The sequence below is a fragment of the Amycolatopsis sp. lyj-108 genome (assembly GCF_046549005.1).
Taxonomy (GTDB): Bacteria; Actinomycetota; Actinomycetes; order Mycobacteriales; family Pseudonocardiaceae; genus Amycolatopsis.
In genome coordinates this window covers 518,692-544,427 of record NZ_JAJPWQ010000001.1, presented here as the reverse complement: position 1 = coordinate 544,427, position 25,736 = coordinate 518,692, and the positions used below count along the sequence as shown (strand labels likewise).

Sequence of the window (25,736 nt, the reverse complement as noted above, 5' to 3'; positions counted from 1 at the left end):
TCCGGGTAGGTTGAGGTACCGTCCGAAAGCCTTAGGGCTCGGACGAGGAGGCAACGTGGCCAAGAACAGCGTGAACGGCAAGGTCGTCCTGATCACCGGCGCCGCCAGGGGCATCGGCGCGGGGCTCGCCGAACGCCTGGCCGCGCAGGGCGCGAAGGTCGCACTGGTCGGCATCGAAGCCAAGGAACAGCAGGCGGTCGCCGACAAGATCGGCGCCGGCGCGCACGCCTGGGAAGCCGACGTCACCAGCTGGGACGACCTCGAGCGGGCCACCGCCGGCGTCGTCGAGCATTTCGGCGGGATCGACATCGTCATCGCGAACGCCGGCATCGCGACTTCCGGTTTCGTCCGGTCGGTGGATCCGGCGGCCTTCGAGAAGGTCATCGAAGTCGACCTCCTCGGCGTCTGGCGCACCTTCCGCGTCACCCTTCCGCATGTCATCGACCGGAAGGGCTACCTGCTCGCGATCTCCTCGCTGGCCGCGATCACCCACGCGCCCGGCATGGCCAACTACGCCGCCGCGAAGGCGGGCGTCGAGGCGTTCTGCAACAGCTTCCGCGCCGAGGTCGCGCACCTCGGCGTGAAGGTCGGCGTCGCGCACCCGACCTGGATCCGCACCGACCTCGTCGAGAGCGCGGACCAGCACCCCGTCTTCGGCAAGCTCCGCACCGGCATGCCCGGTCTGCTCGGCAAGACCTACCCGCTCTCCGTCGCGCTCGACCACCTCCAGGCCGGGGTCAACAAACGCGCCCGCACCGTGCACGTACCCCGCTGGGTCGGCGGGCTCAAGCTGATCCGCGCGTTCCTGCCGCCGATCATCGAGATCGGCGCCAAGAGCCGGATCAAGAAGGCCGACGCTGCCGCACTCGTGGACATCGAGCAGCGCGGCGCGTACGAATCTTCAATAACCGGCCAGGCAGGCCGGGCCGCCACGAAAAAGGGGTAACCGTATGTCCCGTCGCGACCAGATCCGCATGACGCCCGACGAACTCACCGCGTTCTTCGACGAGCAGAAGGTCATCAACGTCGCGACGATCGGCCCGAACGGCCGCCCGCATCTGGCGCCCCTCTGGTACTACCCGCACGAGTCCGGCGTCGCGACCTGGACTTATGGCACGTCCCAGAAGGCGAAGAACCTCGAGCGCGACCCGCGCGCCACCGTGCTCATCGAGGACGGCGAAAGCTACGACAAGCTCCGTGGGATCTCCCTCGAAGCCGACGTCGAGGTCATCACCGATACCGCCGTGGTCACCCAGATGGGTATCCAGCTCATGCAGCGATACGCGGGCGCGAAGCCCGGGGACCCCGTGCCCGACGAGCTCTCCGGATTCATCGGCAAGCAGGCCCCGAAGCGGATCGGGCTGATTTTCCGGCCGACCAAGATCGTGAGCTGGGACCACACGAAGCTCGGCGGCACGTACTGACGGGTAGGTAGTACTAGCAAGTAACTGTTACTTGAGGTAACGTCATCTGGGCACGAACGCCTCGAAGTGGAGGATTGCCAGATGACCGAGCGATTCAAGGTCGTGATCGTGGGCACCGGTTTCTCCGGGCTCGGCCAGGCCATCCAGCTCGAAAAGGCCGGGATCTCCGACTACGTGATCCTGGAGAAGGCGGACGAAGTCGGCGGTACGTGGCGCGACAACTCGTACCCCGGCTGCGCCTGCGATGTGCAGTCCCACATGTACTCGTTCTCGTACGAGCAGAACCCGGACTGGTCGCGGTCGTTCTCGCCGGCCCCGGAGATCTTCCAGTACCTCAAGGACGTCACCGACAAGTACCGGCTGCGGCGCAAGATCCGGTTCGGCGTCGAGCTCACCGGCGCCACCTGGGACGACACCGCGCGCCGCTGGCACGTCCACACCAAATCCGGCCAGGACATCGAGGCCCAGTTCGTCGTCTCGGGCGTCGGCGGCCTGCACATCCCGCAGGTGCCCAAGCTGCCGGGGATCGAGAAGTTCAAGGGCCAGACCTGGCATTCGGCGCAGTGGAACCACGAGTACGACCTGCGCGGCAAGAAGGTCGCCGTCGTCGGCACCGGCGCGAGCGCGATCCAGTTCGTCCCGAAGATCGCCCCCGAAGTCGACGAGCTGACACTGTTCCAGCGCACGCCGCCGTGGATCATGCCGAAGCCCGACCACGCCATGCCCGGCTGGGCCAAGACCGCGTTCCGCCGCGTCCCCGGCGTGCAACGGCTTTACCGCAACGCGCTCTACTGGTTCCTCGAAGTGCGCGCCGTCGGCTTCAACGGCCACCCCGCGATCATGAAGGCCGGCGAGGCGATCGCGAAGCGCCACATCGGCAAGGCCATCAAGGATCCGAAGCTGCGCAAGAAGGTCACCCCGGACTACACCATGGGCTGCAAGCGGGTGCTGATCTCCAACGACTACTACCCGGCGATCAACCGGTCCAATGTGGACGTCAACACCGAAGGCGTGCGCGAGGTCAAGGCGCACAGCGTCGTCGACGGGAACGGCGTCGAGCACGAGGCCGACGCGATCATCTACGGCACCGGCTTCAAGGTCACGGATGCCTTGGAATACCTGGACATCACCGGCGTCGACGGCCGCGACCTCGCCAAGGAATGGGCCAGCGAGGGGATGCACACGCACAAGGGCATCACCGTTTCCGGCTTCCCCAACCTGTTCTTCCTCCTCGGCCCGAACACCGCGCTGGGCCACAACTCCGTGGTCTTCATGATCGAGTCGCAGGCGCGGTACGTCGTCGACGCGATCGAACTCGCCGATTCGCGTGGTGCCGCCGCGCTCGACGTCCGCGCCGGCGTGCAGGAGAAGTTCCAGCGCGAGATCCAGGACAAACTCGTCAAGGGCGTGTGGACCCAGGGCGGTTGCAAGAGCTGGTATCTCGACGCGAAGGGCGTCAACCGGACGATCTGGCCCGGGTTCACCTGGCGCTACTGGCTCGAAACCCGCAAGGTCGACCCGAGCGACTACGAGCTCAGCGGGAGGTCGTCGTGACCGACCACGAACAGGTCGTCCTGCACGCGCGCGACGTCCGGTTCGACTGGGCGTCGCTGCCGATGCACTGGATCCCGGGCGAACCGCAGGCGACGCATACGATCAACGTGCTGCATCTGGCGCTGCCGGAGGGCGAACGCTGGTTCGTCGAGGTGTTCAAGCAGGCCGTGCCGCTGATCCGCGACGAGCGGCTCAAGGAGGACGTCCTCGGCTTCATCGGCCAGGAGGCCATGCACGCCGAAGCGCACGACGGCGCCGCGGAACACCTCGAAGCGGCGGGCGTCCACGTGCGGCCGTACATCGCGCAGATGGAGTGGATGTTCCGCCGCCTGCTCGGCGACCGCGACCTTTCCGCCAAGCGACGTGAGGAATGGCTGATCGAACGGCTCGCCATCATCGCCGCGATCGAGCACTACACCGCTTTCCTCGGCCAGTGGATCCTCGACGCCGAAGCGCTCGTCAAGGCGGGCGCCGACCCGACGATGCTGGATCTCCTGCGCTGGCACGGCGCCGAAGAGGTCGAACACCGCTCAGTCGCCTTCGATCTGTTCATGCACCTCGACGGCCGCTACACCCGCCGCGTGCGCAGCATGCTCGTGGTGACGCCGGTGCTCGCGTGGGTCTTCTTGCGGGGCACCAGGTTCCTCATGAAGAACGATCCGACGCGGCCGGGCAAGACGAGTTTCCGGACCTATCTGCGCGTCGCGAAGCTCGGCCTGCTGCCCTCGGGCAGGCAGCTGCGGCGCGAGATCCGGCCTTACTTCCGGAAGTCCTATCACCCCACCGAGACCGGCAACACCGATCAGGCCGTCGCGTACCTCGCGAGTTCCCCGGCCGCCTTGGCCGCCGACGAACCAAGATGACGCGGCCGCTACGGCTCGACGGCAGCGAGCGGACCGACCGCGCGATGGCGTCGCTGACCGGTGTCGTCGCGCTGTACCGCAGGCTCAGCGGGGTGAGCGGACGCCGTCGTCCACCGGTGGCCGTCGTCGACCGTGATCTTCCGCTGGTCGTCGATGAAATCCGTGCCGAAGCCGACGGCGTGGCCGGGCTGCGGCTGGTGCACGCACGCGGCGAACCGCTGCCGCGATGGCGGCCCGGCGCGCACATCGACCTCGCGCCGCGGCCGGGACTGGTCCGGCAGTACTCCTTGTGCGGCGATCCGGACGACCGCTCGGCCTACCGCGTCGGCGTCCGGTTGCTCGGCGAGGGATCGACGGCGGTGCACGCGCTGAAGAAGGGCGCTCGGATCACAGCACGGGGCCCGCGCAACGCGTTCCCGTTCGTCGCGAGCCCGGCGTACCTGTTCGTCGCGGGCGGCATCGGGATCACGCCGATCCTGCCGATGGTGCGGCAAGCGGCGGCTTCCGGCGCGGACTGGCGACTGGTCTACACCGGACGGGATGAGGCTTCCATGCCGTTTCTGGACGAATTGTCCCGCTTCGGCGACCGTGTCCGGATTCGTCCGGACACGGACTACGGGATCCCCGCTTCCGGCGCGGAGCTCCTCGAAGGGGCACCGGAAGGCGCGCCGATCTACTGCTGCGGCCCGGTTCCGATGATCATCGGTGTCCGCACGGACGCGGCGCTACGTGCTTCGGGGCCGGTGTTCTTCGAACGGTTTTCGACGCCGCCGATCGTCGGCGGCGAGCCGTTCCGCGTCGAACTGGCCCGCAGCGGCCGGATTTTGGACGTGCCCGCCGACCGGACGACGCTCGACGTCCTGCGCGAAACCGTGCCCGGCATCGCTTATTCGTGCCGCCAGGGGTTCTGCGGGACGTGCGAACTGCCGACGGTGACCGGCGACCGCGTCCGGGTCTGTGTCGAACGCGAGCCGGTCACCCTCGATCTCTGAGCTGTCAGGCTTCCTTGGGAATCCAGGAGCCGATCACCGGCTTGAACTCGCGGACGGTCCGCTCCGCGACAACACCTTCGAGGTGGTACGGGTCCTTGTTGATGATTTCGAGCAGCGCCGCTTCGTCGGCCGCCTGGTACATCGAGATACCGCCGGAGCCGTCGCCCAGCGGGCCGCCGAGCGCGACGACACCCTGGTCGGCGAGGGTGGACAGGAATTCCCGGTGCCGGGGGCGCACATCCGCCAGCTTCTCCCGCACGTACGTGATCTCCACCAGGAACCAGGCCATCGACATCTCCAAGGTCGCTCCAACAGACGCCCCCCAGCTTCTCAGGATCCGATCAGGCAGGACTCCCGCCCCACCCGATACGCTGATCGAGCGCCATGCACAGGTTGTGCTTCAAAGGGGTAAATGAACAGGTAGGGGTACATGCTCGAGGGCAATGCGGAACGCAGTGTCGAGGCGACCCTCGGCCATCTGCGCACCATGGACGGACCGGTCACGCCACCGCCGCCTGCGGCACCGCTGACCCTTGAGGATCTCTATCGCCAGCACCGGATGCGACTCGTCCGGCTGGCCATCCTGCTCGTGGACGAACCGGCGACCGCCGAAGACGTCGTCCAGGAGGCCTTCACCGGGCTGCACCGCAACTGGGGGCGCCTGCGCGACGCCGCCGCTGCCGTCGGGTACCTGCGCACCGCCGTGGTCAACGGATCACGCAGTGTGCTGCGCCGCCGCAAGACCGCCCGCGAGTACGTCGCGCCGCACGCCGTCAACGCGCGTTCGGCCGAAAGCCTCGCCATGCTGTCGAGTGAACATCAGGCCGTGGTGAGCGCTTTGTCCAAACTGCCCCCTCGCCAGCGCGAGGTTCTGGTCCTCCGTTACTACGGTGGGCTGAGTGAGGCCGAAATCTCTGAGGCCGCCGGGATTTCGAAAGGTACCGTTAAGTCAACCGCCAGCCGGGCGCTGGAGGCACTGCAGAAAGCGATGCAGTCGCCGAACTGACACCCGGCCTTAATCTCGAGCGCTGGGTTGTGCCGCCATGCTTGGTCCAGACCAATATATGCTGGGGGACGTGAGAGGCGCCGGAGATTTCGTGATCGTGGGCGGCCGGGTCGTCGCCCCGGACCGTGTACTCGACGACGGCTGGCTGGCTATCGCCGGCGGCAGGATCGTCCAAGTCGGTTCCGGGACACCCCCGGACATCGATCGCGTCGATGTCGACGGGTGCCTGGTCGTGCCCGGCTTCGTCGACACCCACTGCCATGGCGGTGGGGGCGGGTCGTTCTCCAGTGCGAACCCGGAGGAGCTGTTCCGCGCCATCCGCGCGCACCGGCGGCACGGGACCACGACCATGCTCGGCAGTCTGGTCTCGGACCCCGTCCCGGTGCTCAGGGACCAGATCGCCGCCCTGCGTGAGCTGGTCCAAGAGGGTGAACTTGCCGGAATTCACCTTGAAGGACCCTTCATCTCGAAGGCTCGTTGCGGAGCGCACGACCCGGCAACGCTGATCGAGCCGGACACGGCCACGGTCAACGCGCTGCTCGGTGCCGGCCGCGGTGACATCCGGATGGTCACCCTCGCCCCCGAACTACACGGCGGGATCAAGGCGGTCCGGCAACTGGCCGAATCGGGCGTCATCGCCGCCATCGGGCACACCGACGGTGTCGAGGACCAGATCATCCCCGCGATCGACGCGGGCGCCTCCGTCGCGACCCACCTCTTCAACGCCATGCGGCCCCTCCACCACCGCGAGCCGGGCCCGATCGGCGCCCTCCTCGACGACGAGCGGATCACCGTCGAGCTGATCTGCGACCTCGTCCACGTCCACCCGACCGTGCTGCGGCTCGCCGCGCACCACGCGGGCAAGGGCCGGACGGTGCTCATCACCGACGCCATGTCGGCCACCGACGCCGCCGACGGCAGCTACATCCTCGGCCGCCTCGAGGTCGACGTCCGCGACGGCGTCGCCACCCTCGCCGGGAACGGTTCGCTGGCGGGCAGCACGCTGACCATGGACGCGGCCTTCCGCAACCTGGTCCGCGGCGCGGGCATCGACCTGCTCGACGCCGTCCGCGCGACCTCCGGGCGGCCCGCCGAACTGCTCGGCCTCGCCGACCGGACCGGGTCGCTGCGCGCCGGGCTCGCGGCCGACGTCGTCGTGCTCGATCGCGACCTCCGGCCGGTCAAGGTGCTGCGCCAGGGCGAATGGGTCAAGGACGACGCTGCGGCTACATTGAGCGCCACGGCCCCGCTGAGCGGCGCGGTCGAAGGCGGTGTGTCGGTCAGCGACGGGTAGCGGCGAAGGGAGACCGGATGAGCGAGCCCAAGGACCCGGAGAAACTCCTGACTGACGCCTTGCGCGCACAGGCCGTCTTCGCTCCTTCGGCGGAGCGCGCCTCCGAAGCCACTACGGACAAACCGGCCGAAACGGACACGGAGAGTAGTGTCCCTTCCGGCAAGAACGAACTGCCCCCTCAGTACGGGCTGCTCTCGGGTGCCGGAGCCGACTCGCTCGAACGGGAACGCGTCGCGCTTGAAGACGCCGAAACGGCCAGGCTGGCCGAGCGTCCGACGCCGCCTCCAGCGCCTTCGCCAAGCAGCCCGCCCCTTCCCGCGTACTGGGTGCTGCTGCTCGCCGTGCTGCTGGGGCTGGCCGCCGGTTCCGTGATCGGGCTGCTCACGCTGATCTGAGCCGCCTCTCCCGTCGGGTCAAAGCACTCAGCGTCACCCTGTACCGTTTTGGTGTGATCCTGGCGCAGAACAACGTGACGACGATGGGCCTCCTGCCGGAGTGGCTGGACCCGCAGCACCTGCTGAGCGGGCTGACCGTTCCGGTCATCACCGTGCTCTGCCTGATCATCTTCGTCGAGAGCAGCATCTTCCCGGTGCTGCCCGGTGACTCACTGCTGTTCACCGCGGGCCTGTTCATCGCGAACGGCTCGATCGAGGCGCCGCTGTGGCTGGTGTGCGTCCTGGTCACCGTCGCCGCACTGGTCGGCAACGCGGTCGGCTACGGCCTCGGCCGGAAGGTCGGGCCCTGGCTGTTCCGCAAGCCGGATTCGAAGTTCTTCAACCAGAAGTACGTGGACCAGACCCACGCCTTCCTCGAGAAGCACGGGCCGAAGGCCGTCGTGCTGGCGCGGTTCGTGCCGTTCGTGCGGACGTTCATCACCTGGATCGCCGGCATCGGCAAGATGGACCCGAAGAAGTACTTCACCTACACCGTCATCGGCGGCATCCTGTGGGCCGCCGGGATCACCGCGCTCGGCCACCTGCTCGGCGGCGTCGCGTTCATCCGCGACAACGTCGACGCGATCTTCATCCTGATCGTGCTGGTCTCGGTGGTGCCGATCGTGATCGAGTACCTCAAGGCCCGCCGCGAGAAGAAGCACGCGGACACCGCGACCGGCCTCGTCGCCGAGGCCGCCGAGGACATCACGCAGCAGATCCCGCGCATCCGCGACTGACCCTTTCGCGAAGTACATGAAGGCCCCCTTCCTTGCGCCTAACGCAAGGAAGGGGGCCTTCATGTACTTGGGACGGCGGCAAAGGTGGCATGGTTGCGAATGCCATGGCCTCGGCTCAGAGGGAGAACATCGAACCGGGGTTGAAGAGGTTCTCCGGGTCGAGGGCCCGCTTGATCTGGCGATGCACCTGAAGGCCGACTTCGCCGATCTCCTTGACGAGCCACTCGCGTTTGATCCGGCCGATGCCGTGCTCGCCGGTGACCGTGCCGCCCAGCGACAGGCTGACGTCGAGGATCGCGTCGAAGGCCGTCCGCGCGCGAGCGAACTCCTCCTCGGAATCCTGCGCGTAGACGATCGTCGGGTGCATGTTGCCGTCACCCGCGTGGCCGACGACGGCGATCCGCAAGCCCACTTCTTCGCTGATCCGCTCGCAGCCGGCGATCAGTTCGGCGATGCGCGTGCGCGGCACACAGACGTCGTCGGTCAGCCAGACGCCGTACATCTCCAGCGCGGTGAGCACGACCCGCCGCGCCTGCAGCAGCATCTTGCCCTCTTCGATGTCCTCGGTGGCGTAGGCCAGATCCGCGCCGCAGTCGACGCAGATCTGTTCCAGCGCGGCGAGTTCCCGGCGCGCGACCTCGCCGCCGGAGTCGGATTGCGCGAGCAGCAAGGCTTTGCAGTCCGAGCTCGTGCCGAGGTCGGTTTTGAGGTACGCCTCGGCGGCCTTGATCGACGTGGCGTCCATGATCTCCAGCAGCGACGGCACCAGCCCCTCGCGCACCACCCGCGCGACGGCCTCGCCCGCGGCTTCCGTGCTGTTGAAGGCGGCGACGAGGGTGGCGGGCAACTGCGGCAACGGTTTCAGCGCGACGGTCGCCTGGGTGATCACGCCGAGCGTGCCCTCGCTGCCGACGAAGAGCCGCGCGAGGTCATAGCCGGCGACACCCTTCACCGTGCGGCGCCCGGTCTTCAGCAGTGAGCCGTCGGCGAGCACGACTTCCAGTCCCAGCACGGAATCCGTGGTGACGCCGTACTTCACGCAGCACAGCCCACCGGCGTTGGTGGACAGGTTCCCGCCGATGGTGCACCAGTCGTAGCTGGACGGATCCGGCGGATAGAACAGGCCGTGCTTCTCCACCGCGTTGCGGAAATCGAGGTTCACCACGCCGGGCTGCACGACGGCGAGCCGGTTGCCTTCGTCGATCTCGACGATCTGGTCGAGTTTGGTCAGCACCAGCACTACACAGCCGTCGATCGCGTTCGCGGCGCCGGACAGACCACTGCCGGCGCCGCGGGGCACGATCGGCACCTCGAACTCCGCGCACGCCTTCACCACGGCCTGCACACCCTCCGTGTCGGACGGCAGCACCACCGCGAGGGGTTTGCCGCTGGCGGCCAGCGGCATCATGTCGCGCGAGTAGGCGTCCGTGACGTCGGTGTCGGTGAGCACCGCGGCGTCGCCGAGATGCTCGCGGAGCCGGGTGACCAGGGCATGGTTGTTCATGCCCTCATCGTAGGCGCCATTACGTCCGCACTGCGGAAATTTTTTTCCGATCGAGCAGGATGAACGCCTGAACACCTGTATAGACGAGCACGGCCACACCCGCCCATGCGGTCACGTGCACCCCCTGGGTGAAGGCCTCGCGAGCCGACTCCAGGAGCGCCTGTCCCGCGGCAGGGTCGAGCTGCTGCGCGGTGGCGACGGCGCCGCCGAGGGTGTCCCGGGCGGCGTCGGCCGTCCCTTCCGGCAGACCGGACCGGTAGACCGCGGTCGCGACACTGCCGAGGATGGCCGTGCCGAGCGCACCGCCCAGCTCGAACCCGGTCTCGGAGATCGCCGACGCGGCCCCGGCCCGTTCGGCCGGAGCGGCCGAGATGACCAGGTCGTTCGTCAGCGTTTCCGACAGGGCGACACCGCCGCCGAGCAGCGTGAACGACACCACGACGTACGCGAGCCCGCCGCCGGATGACACCTGGGTCAACGCCAGGAAGCCGACCGCGGCGACCAGGAGACCGCCACTGACCAGCACGGATACCCGGATCCGCTTCGCGAGCCAGGCCGCGAGAAGCGCGCCCGCGACACCGGCGACCGTCGCCGGGAGCATCCACAGCGCGGCGACGACCGGGGTCAGCCCGAGCACCAGCTGCAGGTACTGCGGCACCAGGAACAGCAGGCCGACCATGGCGAACACGCCGAGCATGTTCGTCACCACGGAACCACTGAAGGCCCGGTTCGAAAACAGCTTCAGGTCGAGCATCGGCTCGTCGAGGCTGTTCTGCCTGCGGACGAACACGACACCGAGCGCGAGCCCGATCAGGACGCTGACCGCGGCCTTCCAGGTGAAGCCGTGTTCGGCGACCAGCTTGATGCCGTAGACCACCGGCAGCATCGCGGCCAGCGACAGCAGCGCCGACAACGGATCGAACCGGCCCGGCTTCGGGTCACGCGCCTCCGGCAGCAGGAACGGGCCGACGACCAGCAGGATCACCATCACCGGGACGTTGATGAGGAAGACCGAACCCCACCAGAAGTGCTCCAGCAGCCAGCCGCCGAGCACCGGCCCGAGCGCCATCCCGCCGGAGAACCCGGCACTCCAGACGGCGATCGCGGTCCGGCGTTGTTTGGCGTCGACGAAGATGCTGCGGATCAGCGACAGCGTCGACGGCATCAGCGTCGCGCCACCCACACCGAGCAGCGCCCGCGCGATGATCAGCATGAACGCGCTGGTCGAGAAGGCCGCGAGCACCGAAGCGGCACCGAACGCGGCGGCACCCATGAGCAGCAGCTTGCGACGGCCGATGCGGTCACCGAGCGTGCCCATCAGGACCAGCAGGCCCGCCAGCATGAACGAATAGATGTCGACGATCCACAACTGCTCCGCACCGGTGGGCGCCAGATCCTCGGACAGGAACGGCAGCGCGAACCCGAGCACCGTCATGTCCACGCTGATCAGCAGCACCGGAAGCACCAGTACCGCCAACGCCAACCACTGCTTGCGCCCCGCCATGGCGCACTCTCCTCGTTTAGATAAACCGTCCGGACGGTACAGTTACCGCCCTGATCGAAGGTAAACCGTCCAGACGGTATAGTCAACTGATATGGCGAAGACCTCGGCGAAGGAACACATCCTCGACTCGTACGAGGAGATACTCATCGAACAGGGCCCCGGCGGGGTCACCCTGGAAGCCGTCGCCGCCCGCGCCGGAGTGTCGAAGGGCGGCCTGCTCTACCACTTCGGCTCGAAGGATGCCCTGGTCGAAGGCCTGATGGAACGTCTCGCAACTCTGTCGGACGCAGACCTCGAACAGGCACGGACGGCGCCGGAAGGCGTCGTTTCCTGGTACCTGCGCACCGCCATCACCGACGTGACCCAGCGCAAGCCGCTGCACCGCACGACCATGGCGACGATCCGGATCATGCTCAACGAGCCACGGGTCGCCGAGGTCGTCCAGGTCTACAACCAGAAGATCCACGACCTGATCAGCGAGCACGTCGGCGACCCGCTGTCCGCCGAACTGATCATCCTGGTCGGCGACGGCCTCTACCTGCGGGCGGCGCTCGGCCGGGACGACGCGAGCGCCCTCCTCGACCGGATCGACGAGATCAAGGCCCGCATCCAGCGCAATTAGTCACCTACTTGCGCCGGACAGAGAGCGCAAGTAGGTGACTAATTGCGGGACAGACCGTAGACGCGCTCGATCGGGATGGTGAGCAGAACGCGCTGGTCGGCGACCATGGCGTCGCGGAACTCGGCCCAGTCCGGATGCTCGCCCCTGGCCCGCCGGTAGTGGTCCACCAGCGCGTCCACGGTCGCGTCGTCGCGCGAAGCGGCGGTCGGCGTCAACACCGCGGACCCCTCGACGACGACGTAGCCGTCACCGCTCTCGGTCGAGACGTGGAACGTCGCCCGCGGGTCGCGCCGCAGGTTCTTCGTCTTGGCGCGCGGCGCGGTGATCGAGATCAGGATCGCGCCGGCGTCCGCGTCGTAGAGGTAGTTGACGGTCGACAGCTGCGGCCTGCCGTCGCGCTTGATGGTGGCGAGGGTGCCGAAGTTTCGGTCGGCGAGGATCGCGTAGAGCGCGGAGTCGGTCATGTCTCCATCAAAGCAAAAGCGCAGCTCAGCGACCCAAGCCGGGTGAACCGGACAAACATGCACGAATAAATGTGCTTGCATGCGGCAACTAAAGTGTTGTCCGACACACAACGTCACTTTCTTCTTGCGAAGCTCTCCTGAGAGGAACATCCTTGCTCTAGGCAACTAGTTGCAGTGACCAAGCAACCGGCGAGAGAGACGGCGATGACACCCACGACACCCGGCACCAGGTCGAAGGCCGACCTCGACCTGGCCGACACCCTCGGGCACGAGCTCGTGCGGCTCGTCCGCCTGGTCAACCGGGCCAAGTCCCAGGTGTCCAAGCAGGGACCGGACGGCATCGAGCGGGCCGCGTACGCGATCCTCTTCTGCCTCATCCACGTCGGCCCCCAGCGGACCAGCAAACTCGCCGAGTTCCTGCACTCCGAGATCTCGACCATCAGCAGGCAGTCGAGTTCTCTCGTCCAGCACGGGCTGGTCGAGCGCCTGGCCGACCCCGAAGACGGCCGCGCCTGCCTGCTCGCACCGACCGCCGAAGGGCATCGGGTGTTCGAGGAGAACCGCAAGCAGCGGAACCAGTGGCTCGCCGAGGTGCTCGGCGACTGGTCCGACGACGACCGGAAAACCCTCAACTCGCTGTTCCACCGGCTGAACGACGACCTTGAAAAAACATCTCCACAGTTCGCTGACCCCGCGTCGGCGTCGAAGGCCAAGGGGGCCTGAAGCAATGAGTTCCACCGTAGAAAGTCCACCAGCCGTCGAAGAAGACGGACCCCGGCTCAGTCACCGTCAGATCGTCACGATCCTGATCGGCCTGATGTCGGGCATGTTCCTGGCGGCGCTCGACCAGACGATCGTGGGCACCTCGATCGTCCGTATCGCGAACGACCTCAACGGGTTCGACCTGCAGGCCTGGATCACCACGGCCTACCTGATCACCTCGACGATCGTCACGCCGATCTACGGCAAGCTGTCCGACATCTACGGGCGCAAGCCGTTCTACATCGCGGCGATCTCGATCTTCCTCATCGGCTCGATCGCCTCGGCGTTCGCGACATCGATGTACGAACTGGCCGCGTTCCGCGCGATCCAGGGCCTCGGCGCCGGCGGTCTGATGTCGCTGGCGATGACGATCATGGGCGACATCGTGCCGCCGCGGGAACGTGCCCGCTACCAGGGTTACTTCCTCGCCGTGTTCGGTATCTCCACGGTGCTCGGCCCGGTGCTCGGCGGTTTCTTCGCCGACTTCGACAAGCTCGGCACCGTCTTCGGCTACGACATCGCCGGCTGGCGCTGGGTGTTCCTGATCAACGTGCCGATCGCGATCGTCGCGCTGTTCGTCGTCGCCCGCGTGCTCAACGTGCCGCACCAGCGCCACGACCACAAGATCGACTGGTGGGGCGGGCTCGCGCTCGTCGTCGCCGTGGTGCCGTTCCTGATCGTCGCCGAGCAGGGCAACAAGTGGGGCTGGGGCTCGCAGAACGCCATCATCTGCTACGTCATCGGCGCCATCGGCGTGGTCGCCTTCATCTTCATCGAGAAGCTGATGAAGGACGCGGCGCTGATCCCGTTGCGGCTGTTCAAGAACTCGACCTTCACGGTCGCGATCGTCGGCGGCATCATCGTCGGTGTCGCGATGTTCGGCGCGATCATGATGATCCCGCAGTACATGCAGGTGGTTCTGGAGTTCTCGCCGACCGAGTCGGGGCTGCTGATGATCCCGCTGATGGCGGGCATCATGAGCGGTTCGATCATCTCGGGCCAGATCACCAGCAAGACCGGCCGCTACAAGGTGTTCCCGGTGGTCGGCACGCTGTTGATCGCGGCGGGCTCGTTCTTCTTCGCGCAGGTCGAGTACAACAGCGCGCTGTGGCACCCGCTGGTCGCGGCCGCGATCATCGGTCTCGGCCTCGGTGCCTGCATGCAGACGCTGATCATCGCGGTGCAGAACGCGGGCCCGCGCAGCGACATGGGCGTCTCGACCGCTTCGGCGACGTTCTTCCGGCAGATCGGTGGTACCGCGGGTGTCGCGGTGTTCCTGACGATCCTGTTCAACGTCCTGCCGGGCAACATCACCAAGGCGTTCGGCGGCAACGCGCCGACCGGTGAAGGCGCCGCGGCGCTGGGTGACATCACCACGAACACGAGCGGTATCGCGAACCTGCCCGAGGCCATCAAGACCCCGGTGCTGATCGGCTTCACCGAGTCGATCACCACGGTGTTCTACGTGGCGGGCGCGGTCGCGCTGCTGGCGACGCTGGTCCTGATGTTCATGAAGGAGATCCCGCTGCTCGGCGGCTCGGCTCCTTCGGCGGCTTCGGCTCTCGAAGGCGGCGAAGCACTCCTCGAGGAGGACGACGCACCTGTCGAAACGGCCTCCGAGAAGACGGTCGTGACCGCGCCCGTCGAACCGGGCAAGCACGCGATGACCAACGGGAACGGGGCTTACCGTGCCGGATCCGCGCAGATCAGCGGGCATGTCCGCCGGGACGACGCCACGAACGTCGCGGGTGCGGCGCTGACCCTGATCGACCACAACGGCAATCAGGTGGCCAGGACGCACACGAACGAGAACGGCGTCTACTCGTTCGCCGGCATCGTGGGCGGGCGGTACACGCTCGTCGCCAGCGGCCGCTGGTTCCGGCCGATCGCGGCGACGCTGACCGCCACCGGGGCCGGGGTGCTGCGCCACGACTTCGAACTGGTCAGCACGATCCTGCTGAGCGGGGTCGCCCGCACCGATGGCGACCGGGTGGTGCCCGACGCGCGGATCACCGTGCTCGACTCTTCGGGCGGCGTCGCCGCCGTGGCGAGGACCGACGCGGAGGGCAACTACACGGTCAGCGACCTGCCCGCCGGGACCTACACGGTGATCGCGAGCGGCTACCCGCCCGCGACCAGCCGAGTGGAACTGCTGGGCGGTGACCAGGCCGAACACGACGTCCGGCTGAGCTACGACCAGGCGCTCGACGAGCTCGTCGAGCACTAGTCGCCAGCGCTATGAAAGGTCCTTTCCTTGCAAATTTTGCAAGGAAAGGACCTTTCATAGCATGGGCAGGAGGCATGACCGGACCTTTCGGACACCCCCATTCCATGGTTCGGCCGCGTGCGGTTCTCGAAGTACACGTAGGCTCGCGTCGTGACTGAGGTGTACACCGAGGCCGCGGGCATCGGCGTTAGCTGGCTCGACACCGCCGGGCCGGTGCTCGTCTGGGTGATCGTGCTGAGCTTCATCTTCGTGGAGTGCGCGCTGATCATCGGGCTGTTCCTGCCAGGAGACTCCCTGCTGTTCGCGGCCGGGGTCGTCCTCGCGCAGCACGGCTCGGACCTGAACGCGTGGCTGCTGTCGGCCGCCGCGCTGCTCGTCGCGATCCTCGGCAACCAGGTGGGGTATTACATCGGCCGTACGACAGGCACGAAACTGATCGCGCGCCGCGGCGGCAAGGTGCTGAACCGGCACAATCTCGACCGCGCCAGAACGTTCCTGGATCGCAGGGGTTTCTTCGCCATCGTGGCCGCGCGCTGGATCCCGTGGATCCGCACGCTGGCGCCGCTCATCGCGGGGACCGCGCGAATGGATCCGCGCCGGTTCGCGCTCGCGACGGCGCTGGGCGGGCTGCTCTGGGTGCCGACGCTGGTGCTGCTCGGCTACTACGGCGCCGGTCTGCTCGACCAGCTGCCGTGGGTCAAGACGGCGGCACTGTGGATCAGCATCGCGTTCTTCGTGGTGGGCACGGCCTACGGCGTGATCCGCTACCGCCAGGAGATGCGGCGGCCCGCCGAAGAGACCGAAGAGAGCGCGGCCTAGACCTCGGGGTCGGCCCAGATCTCCAGCTGGATCCCGTCCGGGTCACGGAACACGATGACCGACGAGCCTTCCAGGGTCCGCGATCCCTTCGAAGGCGTGTAGAAAACGCCGTATTCGGAGAGCCGCGCTTCCCATTCGGCCAGTTCCGATCGCGAAGAGACCTTGAACGCCACGTGGTCCAGACCTGTCCGGCGTTCGTCGAATCGCGGCCGCTCGGTGTCCTGGTGCTCGACGAGCACGACCGCGAAACCCTCGCTCGGCGACCTGAGCACGACCTTCCGAAGACCCGTTTCGGGGTCTTCACGACGTGTGAACTCTTCGAGTTCGAGCACACGGGCGTACCAGGGCACGCTCCGATCCACATCGGTCACGGTGAGTGCCAGATGGTGCACAGACATGAGCTTGGACATCGGGGATGACCGTCCTGATCAAGAGCTTGGGGGCGCCACCAGGGTGACACAGGCGCCTGTGACGACGAGGTGATCCGCCGACTTCCCACATGAATCGTGATATCCGCCGGGAAAAAGTGTTAAAAAGTGGCTGAACCGCACGCGGACCCGATATCACCTCGTGACCGCTCCGTGGTCCCGGGTGTCAACGTCCTCCGCCGACGGTCAGCACCGTCCCGGTGGTGTACGACGCGGCCGGGGAAAGCAGCCACAGCACGGCTTCCGCGACTTCGCCGGGTTCGCCGGCCCGTCCCATCGGGATGGTCGGCGCGATCCGCTCCATGCGATCGGGCATTCCCGCCGCGGCGTGTAGTCCGGTGTGGATCATGCCCGGCGCGACGGCGTTGACCCGGACGGATTCTTTCGCCACTTCTTGCGCGACGCCATAGGTCATCGTTTCGACCGCGGCCTTGGTGCCCGCGTAATGGACCCATTCCCCGGGCGAACCGGTCCGCGCGGCGGTGGACGACAGCGTCACGATCGCGCCGCCCTCGCCGCCGTACCGGGTGGACATCCGGCGGATGCCCTCGCGGACGCACAGGAAGACACCCGTGATGTTGACATCGACGACGCGACGGACGACGTCGACGTCGTATTCGTCGAAGCGGCCGGGGGTGTTGCCGGTGATGGCCGCGTTCGCGACCACCCCGGCGAGCGGGCCGAGCTCGACGGCGGCGTCGAACAGGGCCACCACGTCGTCCTCGGACGCCACGTCGCCGCGCTGGGTGATCGCCCGGACGCCGTGCTTCCGGACCCGCGAAGCGACGTCTTCGGCCGCTTCGACGTCACCCGCGTAGTTGACGACGACGTCGTAACCGCGCGCGGCGGCCAGTTCACAGACCGCCGCGCCGATGCCTTTGCTGCCGCCCGTGACGATGAGAACGCCTGTCATATGGCGAAGTTGACCAGCGGCAGGTTCTCGAGGACCAGGTCGGCCCGGCTGCTGGTGGAGGCGATCAGATCGGCGTTGCGCTGGTCGGAACCGAGCGCGCGGCGACGCGCGTCGACCAGCGAACGGCCGTAGCGGCGGTGCCGTGAGACGAGCCGCTCGATGCGCTCGGGCTCATCGGGCGCGAGGAACCACGACTCGGCGAGGATCGGCTTCACGCCGCTCCACGGGTCGTCCTGCATGAGCAGGTAGTTCCCCTCGGTGATGACCAGCGGGACGTCGGGCGTGACCGCGACGGCACCGGCGATCGGCTCCTCGATCTCCCGGCGGAATTCGGGCGCGTAGACCGTCTCGCGGCCTTCGGCGAGCCTGCGCAGCAGGTGCACGTACCCGGCGGCGTCGAAGGTGTCCGGCGCGCCCTTGCGCTCCGCCCGCCCGAGCCGTTGCAGTTCCACCTGCGCCAGGTGGAAGCCGTCCATCCCGACCACCGCGGCCCTCGTGCCCAGCGCCTTCGCCAGGCCCCAGGCCAGCGTCGTCTTGCCGGACGCGGGGGCGCCGACGATGCCGAGCACACTGCGCTGTCCCGGCTTCGCCAGCGTCTGAGCCCTGCTCAACAGGTCCTCGAACACCGGAGGCATGGCTGTCATGGCAGTCCTTTCTTCGCGACCGCGGCCGTCCACGACCTCGGTCCTTCATGCCGCACCCGTTCGGCGGCCACCTCGTTGGCGAACTCGATCCAGCCCGGGACGTCCCCTCGGTCCCTGGCGACCGCGTACGCGAAAGCCCCGTGCCACACGTCGCCCGCACCCAGCGTGTCACGCGCCCGGGTGACCGGGACGGGGACCGCACCGGATCCGTCCGCCGTCGACCAGCACACCGGATCGGGGCCCGCGGTCGTGATCACGACCGGCACGCCGTGCTCGCGGGGGTCGTCCCCGCGGTACAACGAGGAGCAGGCGGCGATGTCGACCAGCGGCATGAGTTCGGGGAAGACCGGCTTCCAGCTCCCCGCATCGAGCACCACCGGCACCTTCCGCTCCCTGGCCCAGCGCGCGACTTCCAGTGCGACCTCCGGATGGTGCCCGTCGAGGAGCACACACCCCGGCAATTCGTCATCTAGTTGCGACAGTTGCGCGCGCAAGGATCGCAAGTAGGTGACGAATTGCGAGGAGGCGTGGGCGTTGCGCGAGACGACGGTGCGTTCGCCGTCGGAATCCCGGACGACGATGGCGCTGATCGCGGGCGGATCGGGCCGCTCGGGATCGAGGTCGACCAGGTCGACGCCGTGCGCTTCGAGGTCGGCGCGGGCGAGTGCCGCCAGCGGGTGCGCACCGGCGACCGTCAGGAGCGTCGCCCCGGCACCGAGCGCGGCCACGGTCACCGCCGCGTTCGTCGCCGGCCCCCCGGCGGCGACGTCCATCGACAGCGAACGCACCTTCTCGCCCGGCGCCGGGATCTCGGCGACGCGCTGAATCTGGTCGACGGTGCACAGGCCCGCCAGCAGCACCTTCAGCATCGAAGTACTTTTTCCCGCTGAGATGCCATCAGCTCAGCAGACCCGTGTGGACAGCCGAAGCGACCTCTTCGACCTCGCCGTTCTCACCGATCTTCAGCGCACCCGTGAGCAGGCCGACGACCTGGTTCATGGTGTGCGTCTTCGGTGAGACGACCGCGACCCGTTTGCCGAGGCGGTGCACGTGGATGCGGTCGGCGATGTCGAACACATGCGGCATGTTGTGGCTGATCAGGACCACCGGCAGGCCGCGTTCGCGGATCCGGTTGATCAGGTCGAGCACCTTGCCGGATTCGGCGACGCCGAGCGCGGCGGTCGGCTCGTCCATGATCACCGCTTTGGTGCCGAAGGCCGCCGCCCGGGCGACCGCGACACCTTGGCGCTGCCCGCCGGACAACGTCTCCACCGGCTGCGTGATGGATTTGATGTTGATGCCGAGTTCGTCGAGGATCCGCTGCGCGTCGGCCCGCATCGTCGCGGTGTCCAGCTTCCGGAACAGCTGCCCGAAGAGGTCCTTACGCCGTTTTTCGCGGCCGAGGAACATATTCGACGCGATGTCGAGCGCGGGCGCGACGGCGAGATCCTGGTACACCGTCTCGATGCCGTAGTGGCGAGCGTCCAAAGGGGACTTGAAGTGGACGGTCTGACCGTCCACTTTGATCTCACCGGAATCCGGGATCACCGCTCCCGAAAGGGCTTTGATGAGGCTCGACTTCCCGGCGCCGTTGTCGCCGACGACGGCGAGCACCTCGCCGGGGAACAGTTCGAAGTCGGCACCGTCGATGGCGGTGACCCGGCCGTAGCGCTTGACCAGGCCCTGCGCGGACAACGTAGGTGTCGTCATGACTGCCGCCTCCTCGCGAAACGGTCGACGCAGACAGCGCCGATGAGCAGGGCACCGGTGGCGACGTCCTGGTAGAGCGCGTCCACCCCGAGCTGGGTCAGCCCGGACCGCAGGACCGCGACGACCAGCGCGCCCATCATCGTGCCGAGTACGGAACCCCGGCCGCCGAACAGGCTCGCGCCGCCGAGCACCACCGCGGTGATGGAGTCGAGGTTGCCGAGCTGGAAGGCGTTCGGGTCGGCGTTCGGCACGCGGCCGAGCGCCTGCCAGGCGGCGATCCCGACGATCACCCCGGCGACGATGTACACCGAAAGGATCGTGCGGTTGACCTTGATGCCGGACAGCCGCGCGGATTCCGGCGCGTTGCCGACCGCGTAGACGTGCTTGCCCCACGGCGTCCGCGTGAGCGCGTACCAAAGGCCAAGGTACATCAGCAAAGCGAGCGTCATGCCGTAGGTGATCGGGATGCCGCCGAACAGGTACCGGCGGGTGCCGAGCCATTTGAGCAGTTCGTCCGCGACCGGGACGGCCTGGCCGTCGGCGAACAGTTTCGCCGCCGCGGTGAGCACCGTCAGCAAGCCGAGCGTGACGATGAACGGCGGCAGTTTGATCCGGGTGACCAGCGAACCGGTGACCATCCCGATCACCACCGTCGCCACGATTCCCAGCAGCAGCGCCCAGATCCCGGAGACGCCGCCGACCACGAGCTTCGCCATGATCAGCGTCGCGAGCACCATCGCGGCCGCGTTGGCCAGGTCGATGCCCGCGGTCAGGATGATCAGCGTCTGCCCGAGCGCGAGCGTGCCGACCACCAGGGACTGTTGCACCACAAGGGAAAGGTTGTCGAGGTCGAGGAAGGTGTCCGTCGAGAGGGAGAACACCACGATCGCGACGAGCAGGGCCAGCGCGGGCCCGACGGCCGGTGCGCGCAGGAAGAACTCACCGATCGACGGCCGTTCATTCCCTTTGAGGGTTGCCGTGGTCATTTCGTCCCCCAGCAGTTCTCGAGGCCCCACTTGGTGTCCTGGCTTTCCACGCCGGGGATCGGCTTGTCGGTGATCACCGCGGATCCGGTGTCGACGAACCCGCTCGGCTTCTTGCCGGTCTTGGCGTATTCGACGGCGGCGAGGACGCCCTGCTCGGCCATCTTCTTGGGGAACTGCATGACCGTGGCGGCGTACTGGCCGTCGCGCACGTTCTTGACGCCTTCGCAGCCGCCGTCGATCGAGCCCATCACGATCTGGTTCACCAGGCCGCGGGCCTGGAGCGCGGCGTAGGTGCCGCGGCCCATCGGCTCGTTCATCGTGTAGACGGCGTTGATGTCGGTGGTGCGCTGCAGCAGGTTCTCGACCCCCTGCTGCGCGAGGCTCTGGTCGCCGTTCGCGGGCGTCTTGCCCTTGATCTCCGGCGAAGCGTCGGTCAGCCCGATGCCCTTGAGGAACCCGGTGTGCCGCTGAGTGTCCACTGTGGACCCGGCGGTGCCGTCCACCATGAGCAGCTTCGGCGGCTTGCCCGCCAGCACGGCCTTGACGTACGCGCCTTGCCTGCGTCCGGCCTCGAAGTTGTCCGTGGCGAAGGTGGCGTCGACGGCGGTGTCCGGTTCGGTCGCCGTGTCGAGCGCGATGACCAGCACCCCGGCCTTGCGGGCGCGGTCGATGGCGTCGAGGACACCGGTCGAGGAACTCGGCGTGATCAGGATGGTGTTCGCACCCTGCTGCATGAGGTTCTCGATGGCGCGGACCTGGCCGTCGTTGTCACCGTCGAACTGGCCGGCGAGCGCGCTGAACTCCGCGCCGTTCGCCTCGGCGGCGGCCTTGGCGGACGCTCTCAGTTCCACGAAGTAGGGATTGGTGTCGGTCTTGGTGACCAGGCCGACCTTGGCCTTGCCACCGCCGCCCGCGTTCGAACCGCCACCCCAGTGGCGTTCGACGGTGCACCCGGCCGTGGTCACCGCGAGTGCGGCGGCCATGGCGAGCGCGGCGAGACTGCGCTGTCTCATGGGGATGCCCTCCGATTCAAGGCTGTCCGTGATGGACCGGAAGGTAGACAGGGTTATGCTCACTCGCAAGCGTTTGCGCAAACGCTTGCCCAGACTCTCTCGACAGAGCACTTCACGAGGATTGGTCATGCCGCCGTCTCGCTCGTCCCGGCCCACCCAACGCGACATCGCCGAGCTGGCGGGGGTCTCGATCACCACCGTTTCCCACGTGGTCAACGGGACAAGGGCGGTGGCCGAAGAGACCAAGCTGGCCGTCCTCCGCGCGATCGAGCAGACCGGCTACACCGGTGACGCCATCGCCCGCTCGCTGGTGACCGGCGGGACGAGGTCGATCGGCGTCGCGATCTCCCTGGTCGCGAACCCGTACTTCGCCGTCCTGATCCAGGCGATCGAACGCGAGGCCGCACTGGCCGGGTACACGGTCTTGCTCGCGGACACGCACGACACCGTCGACACCGAACGTGAGACCGTGCGGACCCTGCGTTCGCGCCGGGTCGACGGGTTGCTGATCACGCCGTCGCCCGGCGACGGTTCGGTGATCGGCGAACTCGTCTCGCTCGACGTCCCGACCGTGCTCATCGACCGGCTCTCCACCCGCACCGACGTCGACCAGGTCGGCGCCGAGAACATCCAATCGACGTCCGCGCTGACGGCGCATCTGGCGTCGCTCGGGCATCAGCGGATCGGCATGATCAGCGGCACGGCCGGGCTGAGCACCAGCGAGGAGCGGATCCTCGGCTATCGCTTGGGGCTCGGCCGTTCGGGTCTGACCTGGTCGGAGGAGCTGGTCGCGTGCGGGCAGTCCTCGCAGGCCGGCGGGGCCCTCGCGCTGAGCACACTGCTCGCGCTGCCCGAGCCGCCGACCGCGCTGGTGGTCGCCAACGACACGATGATGGTCGGCGTGCTGCACGAGTTGCGGCGCCGCGGGCTGCGGGCGGGCGTCGACCTGCCGGTCGTGGTCTACGACGACGTCGAATGGGCCGATCTGGTGGATCCGCCGCTGACCACGATGGCTCAGCCGATCGAGGAGATCGGCACACAGGCGGTGCGCCTCCTGCTGGCCCGGATCAACGATCCGGCACGCAAGGCCCAGACGATGCGTATTCCGCCTACGCTCCGCCATCGCGCGTCCTGCGGATGCGCTCTCGTTCACTCACATTGATGATTGTTGGGAGACTTTCCGGTCTCACCGCCGAGCGACGCTCCGTCAGCCGTTACCGTCATTCAGGCTCGTATGAAGGCGTGGAGCGATGACCGCATTGTCCCCGGCGTTACCCCTGTGGGAGGACACCCCTGTCACCCACCGGTTCGGGGTGGCCATGGCGATGCACGCGAACCCGTATTCGGGTGAACTCGTCCGCGCCATCCGCCGCGCCGCACGCCGTCACGGCTGCGAAATCACTCTCGCCGACACCGGGGACAGCGTCGCCGAAGAAGCCGCGGTCATCCGTGCGCTGCGGGCGGACCGCGTCGACGGTGTGCTGCTCGTCCCGGCGGCAGGCGACGAAGCGGTGATCAACGGACTGGTCCGGATGGGCGTGCCGACCGTGCTCGTCGACCGGATGGCCGGCCGCAACGACGTCGACCAGGTCGGCTCCGAGAACATCCAGGCCGTGTGCGCGCTCGTGCGGCACCTCGCCGGGCTGCGGCACCGCAAGATCGGCTTCATCTCGGGCGAAGAGGACATGACCACCTACGAGGAGCGGGCGCTGGGCTACCGGCTCGGCCTCGGCCGCTCCGGCCTCCGGTGGACGTCGCAGCTGGTCGCGTGCGGGCGGTCCACGCCGGGCGGGGCGGCCGCCGCGACCTCGAAACTGCTGGACAGCTGGCCGTCGCCGACCGCGCTCGTGGTGGCGAGCGAAGCGATGATGATCGGCGTCCAGTACGAGGCGCACCGGCTCGGCATCCGGATCGGGCGCGACCTCGCGATCGTCGGCTACGGCGACATGGAGTGGGCGGGACAGGTGACCCCGGCGGTCACCACGATGGCGCAGCCGATCGAGGAGATCGGGCGCAAGGCCGTCGAACTCCTGCTGGCCCGGATCACCGACCCTGAGCGACGACCCGAATCCGTACGGCTCGCACCGCGCTTCATACACCGTCATTCGTGCGGCTGCTGAATCACTACAGCGCCGATTGACCCTCAGCGGTGAAGAGTGCTTCGGATCTCGCTGGTCAGAAGCCCGCCGCCGGGTGATGATGGCGGAATGACCGAGCTGTGGACCGTGCACACCGCCGACCTCGACGCCGCCGTGCTGAAGGCGGCGCGCGCCCTGCTCGACGACGCGTTCGACGGCGATTTCAGCGACGACGACTGGGAAAACGCCCTCGGCGGCATGCACACGCTGATCTGGGAGGGCGGCGAGCTGATCGGGCACGCGTCGCTGGTCCAGCGGCGGCTGGTGCACAACGGGCGGGTCCTCCGCACGGGTTATGTCGAGGCGGTCGCCGTCCGGTCGGATCACCGGCGGCGCGGGCACGGCGCCGCGATGATGGACGCGCTGGAGCGGGTCCTGCGGAAGGCTTACGACCTCGGGGCGCTTTCGGCGTCCGAGGAGGCTCTGGAGTTCTACGCGTCGCGCGGTTGGCTGCTGTGGCGCGGGACTTCGTCGGCCATGACGCCTTCGGGCGTGGAGCCGACGAAGGAGGAAGACGGGTCGATCCACGTGCTGCCGGTGGGCGTCACCCTCGATCTGGACGGGGAGATCACCTGCGACTGGCGTGCGGGCGACGTCTGGTGACCGCCGCAATTAGTCACCTACTTGCGACACCCGTCGTGCTTGCGCGCCCTTTCGACCGTCGCAAGTAGGTGACTAATTGCGAAGGGTGGCCGCGGCCTCCAGGAGCATCCACGCGCTCACCTGAACGGACAGGTCACGTTCCGGGGCATCACCCGCGAGGGGCAGCGAAGGCGCCGGAGTCGCCCAGTCGGCGCTGAAGAGCGGCCCGTGCGGCGTCTCGGTGGCGCCGGACCAGCAAGCCTCAGCCGACCGGATGACCAGGTCGCGCGCGATCCCGCTCGGCGACAGCGGCGCCGCGAGCGCCAGGTACCGGGCCAGGATCCCGCCGAACAGGCCGCCGTCGCCGCCTTCCTGCCCCCGGATCACCCCGTTCGGCGCGACGTGGTCCGCGACCGCGCGGATCGTGCGCTTCACTCTGTCCATTTCGGACAGTTCGAGGCAAGCGCCGAGATAAACCCCTTGGCAGTACGTGAAAATATGCTTCACCAGCTCGCCGCTGCCGACGCGCAGGCCGTCCCACACCAGCCCGCTCTCCGGATCGACGAGCCGCTCGGTCATCCAGTCGGTCAAACCACGAGCGTGCTGTGTCGCACCTTCGCGGGCGTGGAAGATCGCGGCCGGGCCGTTCGCGGGGGCGTTCTTGAAATCGTCGCCGACGCGCCACCAGATCCCGCCGCCGGCGTCGTCGGTCCAGCCTTCACGCAGCCGCGAGCTGATCGCCTCCAGCCCGCCGCGGACGTCCAGCCCGAGCTGCCCGGCGCGTTGCAGCGCGAGGCCGAGCCAGGCGATGTCGTCGTAGTAGTCGTTGATCCACTTGCCGAAGTTGCGCAACCGCACGGACAGCACGAACCGGTCGATCAGCTTCAACCGATCCGGTGAAGGATCTCGCAGTTGCGCGTCGACGAGGGTGTCCAGCAGATGCGCCTGCCACCAGTAGTTCCAGTGCCAGTGGACGCGCTGGCCCATCGAGGGCGGCCAGCCGCTACGGCCGAGCACGGTGCCGGGCAGTCCCCAGACACCGCGCAGATGCCGGTCGCGGATCGCGCGCTCGGCGGCCGCGGCCCGGTCGGCGAGAGCAGTCATCGCGCCATCATC

Annotated in this window: 28 protein-coding genes; 16 read left to right on the top strand and 12 right to left on the bottom strand. The window is 67.8% G+C overall.

Annotation, left to right across the window (positions count from 1 at the left end):
- Positions 1-55 precede the first annotated feature (55 nt).
- From ACLJO0_RS02655 to ACLJO0_RS02635, 5 genes are all read left to right on the top strand, one after another.
- Complete coding sequence (locus tag ACLJO0_RS02655) at positions 56-946, top strand: SDR family oxidoreductase (protein WP_410576396.1); 891 nt, start codon at positions 56-58, stop codon at positions 944-946.
- A 4-nt stretch (positions 947-950) separates the two neighbouring features.
- Positions 951-1,424: a pyridoxamine 5'-phosphate oxidase family protein gene (locus ACLJO0_RS02650; protein WP_410576395.1), complete on the top strand. Its 474-nt coding sequence runs from the start codon at positions 951-953 to the stop codon at positions 1,422-1,424.
- Positions 1,425-1,505: 81 nt separating this feature from the next.
- On the top strand, positions 1,506-2,978 hold the full coding sequence (locus tag ACLJO0_RS02645; RefSeq protein ID WP_410576394.1) for a flavin-containing monooxygenase: 1,473 nt from the start codon (positions 1,506-1,508) through the stop codon (positions 2,976-2,978).
- On the top strand, positions 2,975-3,841 hold the full coding sequence (locus ACLJO0_RS02640) for a metal-dependent hydrolase (protein ID WP_410576393.1): 867 nt from the start codon (positions 2,975-2,977) through the stop codon (positions 3,839-3,841). The genes ACLJO0_RS02645 and ACLJO0_RS02640 overlap by 4 nt, the downstream gene beginning before the upstream one ends.
- A complete protein-coding gene (locus ACLJO0_RS02635; protein WP_410576392.1) occupies positions 3,838-4,833 on the top strand; it encodes a PDR/VanB family oxidoreductase in 996 nt (331 codons plus the stop codon). Before ACLJO0_RS02640 ends, ACLJO0_RS02635 begins: the two co-directional genes overlap by 4 nt.
- Positions 4,834-4,837: 4 nt before the next feature.
- Here ACLJO0_RS02635 and ACLJO0_RS02630 read toward each other — a convergent pair whose 3' ends face one another.
- Positions 4,838-5,122, bottom strand: coding sequence for a YciI family protein (locus ACLJO0_RS02630; RefSeq protein ID WP_410576391.1), 285 nt, complete (start codon positions 5,120-5,122; stop codon positions 4,838-4,840).
- A gap of 141 nt (positions 5,123-5,263) precedes the next feature.
- On the opposite strand from ACLJO0_RS02630, the gene ACLJO0_RS02625 reads away from it, so the two are divergent.
- The 4 genes from ACLJO0_RS02625 to ACLJO0_RS02610 all read left to right on the top strand — a co-directional run bounded on the left by ACLJO0_RS02625 (position 5,264) and on the right by ACLJO0_RS02610 (position 8,304).
- Positions 5,264-5,839 (top strand): SigE family RNA polymerase sigma factor, encoded by a 576-nt coding sequence (locus tag ACLJO0_RS02625; RefSeq protein ID WP_007032484.1) that lies wholly within the window; start codon positions 5,264-5,266, stop codon positions 5,837-5,839.
- Between the two features lie 91 nt (positions 5,840-5,930).
- The gene (nagA, locus tag ACLJO0_RS02620) at positions 5,931-7,133 is read left to right on the top strand and encodes an N-acetylglucosamine-6-phosphate deacetylase (protein ID WP_125791561.1); all 1,203 of its coding nucleotides are present in this window, start codon (positions 5,931-5,933) and stop codon (positions 7,131-7,133) included.
- A gap of 17 nt (positions 7,134-7,150) precedes the next feature.
- The gene (locus ACLJO0_RS02615) at positions 7,151-7,528 is read left to right on the top strand and encodes a hypothetical protein (protein WP_410576390.1); all 378 of its coding nucleotides are present in this window, start codon (positions 7,151-7,153) and stop codon (positions 7,526-7,528) included.
- Positions 7,529-7,581: 53 nt separating this feature from the next.
- On the top strand, positions 7,582-8,304 hold the full coding sequence (locus ACLJO0_RS02610; RefSeq protein WP_125790888.1) for a DedA family protein: 723 nt from the start codon (positions 7,582-7,584) through the stop codon (positions 8,302-8,304).
- Positions 8,305-8,419: 115 nt separating this feature from the next.
- Here the strand turns inward: ACLJO0_RS02610 and ACLJO0_RS02605 are convergent, their stop codons facing one another.
- Together ACLJO0_RS02605 and ACLJO0_RS02600 are read right to left on the bottom strand one after the other, a co-directional pair.
- A complete protein-coding gene (locus ACLJO0_RS02605) occupies positions 8,420-9,808 on the bottom strand; it encodes an FAD-binding oxidoreductase (RefSeq protein WP_410576389.1) in 1,389 nt (462 codons plus the stop codon).
- A 19-nt stretch (positions 9,809-9,827) separates the two neighbouring features.
- Positions 9,828-11,312 carry an MFS transporter gene (locus ACLJO0_RS02600; RefSeq protein WP_410576388.1) on the bottom strand — a complete coding sequence of 495 codons (1,485 nt, stop codon included), beginning with the start codon at positions 11,310-11,312 and terminating at the stop codon, positions 9,828-9,830.
- Positions 11,313-11,403: 91 nt separating this feature from the next.
- Between ACLJO0_RS02600 and ACLJO0_RS02595 the strand changes: the two genes are divergently transcribed.
- Positions 11,404-11,934, top strand: coding sequence for a TetR/AcrR family transcriptional regulator (locus tag ACLJO0_RS02595; RefSeq protein WP_410576387.1), 531 nt, complete (start codon positions 11,404-11,406; stop codon positions 11,932-11,934).
- Positions 11,935-11,972: 38 nt separating this feature from the next.
- Here the strand turns inward: ACLJO0_RS02595 and ACLJO0_RS02590 are convergent, their stop codons facing one another.
- Positions 11,973-12,398, bottom strand: coding sequence for a PPOX class F420-dependent oxidoreductase (locus ACLJO0_RS02590; RefSeq protein ID WP_410576386.1), 426 nt, complete (start codon positions 12,396-12,398; stop codon positions 11,973-11,975).
- 204 nt (positions 12,399-12,602) lie between these two features.
- Between ACLJO0_RS02590 and ACLJO0_RS02585 the strand changes: the two genes are divergently transcribed.
- From ACLJO0_RS02585 to ACLJO0_RS02575, 3 genes are all read left to right on the top strand, one after another.
- The gene (locus ACLJO0_RS02585; RefSeq protein WP_125784806.1) at positions 12,603-13,121 is read left to right on the top strand and encodes a MarR family winged helix-turn-helix transcriptional regulator; all 519 of its coding nucleotides are present in this window, start codon (positions 12,603-12,605) and stop codon (positions 13,119-13,121) included.
- A 4-nt stretch (positions 13,122-13,125) separates the two neighbouring features.
- Entirely contained in the window at positions 13,126-15,387 is a 2,262-nt protein-coding gene (locus tag ACLJO0_RS02580) for an MFS transporter (protein ID WP_410576385.1), read from the top strand.
- A 150-nt stretch (positions 15,388-15,537) separates the two neighbouring features.
- Positions 15,538-16,206 (top strand): DedA family protein, encoded by a 669-nt coding sequence (locus ACLJO0_RS02575; protein ID WP_410576384.1) that lies wholly within the window; start codon positions 15,538-15,540, stop codon positions 16,204-16,206.
- Here ACLJO0_RS02575 and ACLJO0_RS02570 read toward each other — a convergent pair.
- The 7 genes from ACLJO0_RS02570 to ACLJO0_RS02540 all read right to left on the bottom strand — a co-directional run bounded on the left by ACLJO0_RS02570 (position 16,203) and on the right by ACLJO0_RS02540 (position 21,900).
- Positions 16,203-16,616, bottom strand: a complete 414-nt coding sequence (locus ACLJO0_RS02570; RefSeq protein WP_125679557.1) for a VOC family protein — start codon at positions 16,614-16,616, stop codon at positions 16,203-16,205. The genes ACLJO0_RS02575 and ACLJO0_RS02570 overlap by 4 nt on opposite strands.
- Positions 16,617-16,800: 184 nt before the next feature.
- Positions 16,801-17,547 (bottom strand): SDR family oxidoreductase, encoded by a 747-nt coding sequence (locus ACLJO0_RS02565; RefSeq protein WP_410576383.1) that lies wholly within the window; start codon positions 17,545-17,547, stop codon positions 16,801-16,803.
- A complete protein-coding gene (locus ACLJO0_RS02560) occupies positions 17,544-18,191 on the bottom strand; it encodes a nucleoside/nucleotide kinase family protein (RefSeq protein WP_125784801.1) in 648 nt (215 codons plus the stop codon). The genes ACLJO0_RS02565 and ACLJO0_RS02560 overlap by 4 nt, the downstream gene beginning before the upstream one ends.
- A complete protein-coding gene (locus ACLJO0_RS02555; RefSeq protein ID WP_410576954.1) occupies positions 18,188-19,051 on the bottom strand; it encodes a PfkB family carbohydrate kinase in 864 nt (287 codons plus the stop codon). The genes ACLJO0_RS02560 and ACLJO0_RS02555 overlap by 4 nt, the downstream gene beginning before the upstream one ends.
- Before the next feature lie 37 nt (positions 19,052-19,088).
- Entirely contained in the window at positions 19,089-19,901 is an 813-nt protein-coding gene (locus ACLJO0_RS02550; protein ID WP_410576382.1) for an ATP-binding cassette domain-containing protein, read from the bottom strand.
- Complete coding sequence (locus ACLJO0_RS02545) at positions 19,898-20,887, bottom strand: ABC transporter permease (RefSeq protein ID WP_125790878.1); 990 nt, start codon at positions 20,885-20,887, stop codon at positions 19,898-19,900. Before ACLJO0_RS02545 ends, ACLJO0_RS02550 begins: the two co-directional genes overlap by 4 nt.
- The gene (locus ACLJO0_RS02540) at positions 20,884-21,900 is read right to left on the bottom strand and encodes a substrate-binding domain-containing protein (protein WP_410576381.1); all 1,017 of its coding nucleotides are present in this window, start codon (positions 21,898-21,900) and stop codon (positions 20,884-20,886) included. The genes ACLJO0_RS02545 and ACLJO0_RS02540 overlap by 4 nt, the downstream gene beginning before the upstream one ends.
- 127 nt (positions 21,901-22,027) lie before the next feature.
- On the opposite strand from ACLJO0_RS02540, the gene ACLJO0_RS02535 reads away from it, so the two are divergent.
- From ACLJO0_RS02535 to ACLJO0_RS02525, 3 genes are all read left to right on the top strand, one after another.
- Positions 22,028-23,062 carry a LacI family DNA-binding transcriptional regulator gene (locus ACLJO0_RS02535; RefSeq protein ID WP_410576380.1) on the top strand — a complete coding sequence of 345 codons (1,035 nt, stop codon included), beginning with the start codon at positions 22,028-22,030 and terminating at the stop codon, positions 23,060-23,062.
- 88 nt (positions 23,063-23,150) lie between these two features.
- Positions 23,151-24,020, top strand: a complete 870-nt coding sequence (locus ACLJO0_RS02530) for a LacI family DNA-binding transcriptional regulator (protein ID WP_410576379.1) — start codon at positions 23,151-23,153, stop codon at positions 24,018-24,020.
- A gap of 87 nt (positions 24,021-24,107) precedes the next feature.
- Positions 24,108-24,641 carry a GNAT family N-acetyltransferase gene (locus tag ACLJO0_RS02525; protein WP_410576378.1) on the top strand — a complete coding sequence of 178 codons (534 nt, stop codon included), beginning with the start codon at positions 24,108-24,110 and terminating at the stop codon, positions 24,639-24,641.
- Between the two features lie 72 nt (positions 24,642-24,713).
- Here ACLJO0_RS02525 and ACLJO0_RS02520 read toward each other — a convergent pair whose 3' ends face one another.
- Positions 24,714-25,724 carry a glycoside hydrolase family 76 protein gene (locus tag ACLJO0_RS02520; protein WP_410576377.1) on the bottom strand — a complete coding sequence of 337 codons (1,011 nt, stop codon included), beginning with the start codon at positions 25,722-25,724 and terminating at the stop codon, positions 24,714-24,716.
- Positions 25,725-25,736: the final 12 nt, after the last annotated feature.